The 1363-nt window shown below is 73.7% G+C and carries 2 protein-coding genes; both read left to right on the top strand.

All coding sequences use genetic code 11. From position 1 onward, the window contains the following. The coding region (locus tag AB0C29_RS48660; RefSeq protein WP_360835199.1) for a sigma factor-like helix-turn-helix DNA-binding protein at positions 1–321 on the top strand (321 nt) is incomplete at its 5' end. Continuing rightward, on the top strand, positions 314–1210 hold the full coding sequence (locus AB0C29_RS48655) for a hypothetical protein (protein WP_360835197.1): 897 nt from the start codon (positions 314–316) through the stop codon (positions 1208–1210). The genes AB0C29_RS48660 and AB0C29_RS48655, both read left to right, overlap by 8 nt. Positions 1211–1363 lie beyond the last annotated feature (153 nt).

The raw sequence follows: 1363 nt of genomic DNA, 5'->3' as shown, positions 1-1363 counted from the left end.
TCCGGCCGGTCGCGGCTGGCGGCGTGGCGGCGGCACGGACCGATCGCGGACGTACCCGCGCCCGGGGTGGAGACGCCGCTGATCGTGGCGGCCCTGCAGCGGCTGCCCGAGGAGCAGCGCCGCGCGATCGTGCTGCACCACCTGTGTGACCGTTCCGTCGATCAGGTCGCCGCCGAGACCGGGGCGCCGCCGGGCACGGTCAAGGCCCGGCTGTCCCGCGGCCGCGAAGCCCTGCGCCAGATCCTCGACGAGACCGACACCACCCCGCACCTGCCCGCCGGGCAGGACACCATCGCGAGTCTGGAGGGCCGTCATGTCTGACAACGAGAACCCCGTACTGGACAATCCGCTGCCGGAGCTGGAGGCCCTGCTGCGGGACGCCGCCGCCGACGCGCGGCGGCGGGCGTTCGTGCCCACGTACGAGACGGTCGAAGGTGCGGCCCGTGGCCGCCGCACAGCGCGAGTGGCCGCGAGCAGCTTGTTCGCGGTCGTGCTCGGCCTGTCGATCGGCGGGGCGGTCATCGCCGGGGCCGGGCGCGGCGACAACGACAGAACGCCGGACCGTCAGCCACCGGCGGCCTCGGCTGTCGCCCTGGATCCGTCGCTGCGCCAGTACGAGACCAGGATCCCGGTGCTGACCTGGACACCGGACCCCGGCCGCGACGCCGAGTCGGTCAGCGGCCAGCAGAAGTTCCTCACCGCGGTGTTCTCCGCCCTGGGCCAGGGTGACCACGACTTCTCCCATATCAAGGACCTCAGGAAGGTCTTCGCCGACGCCCCGGCCGGCGGCCCGGCGATCGCCATCGACCAGTCGACCACCAAGGCCCAGCTGGAACGCGCCGCCAAGAACCTGCTCGAGATCGACGGGGTGCGTGACGCGAAGGTCGTCGAGGTCACCGGCCTGTGGTTCACCGTGTCGGCCGCCCGGCCCGCCGTCACCACCAACGGCCGGACCGAGAAGCCGCCGGTCCTCGACCCGGCCGGGCTGAAGATGCGGGGCACCGCCAGTGGCAGCGGCAAGGACAGCGCCACGGGCCAGCAGACCGTCTGGGTCCGCGGCACCTACGTCGGACCGCCCATCACCCGCGCCCTGTTCGACCAGATGCGCCGCCGCGCCGCCGACGCGGTCCACATCGACATCAGCAAGGTCGTCGTCACCGCGGAATCCGGCGGCCCCCGGCACTCCCTGCCCATCCCGGTAAAGAGCTGAGGCCTCAGTCGCGCAGCAGGGCGTTGAGGCGGGCGGCCTGCCGGGTGAGGTGCTCGCGCTCGGCGAGGCTGGCCGCGGCCTCGGCAGCCGCGGTGTAGAGCCGCGCCGCGGCGTACCTGCACGAGCGTGACGGTGACCGGGTGACCGCGGCGC

Source organism: Actinoplanes sp. NPDC048791, assembly GCF_040650095.1.
Taxonomy (GTDB): domain Bacteria; phylum Actinomycetota; class Actinomycetes; order Mycobacteriales; family Micromonosporaceae; genus Actinoplanes.
The sequence above is the reverse complement of the archived record's forward strand: the minus strand, read 5'-3'. Positions and strand labels throughout refer to the sequence as shown.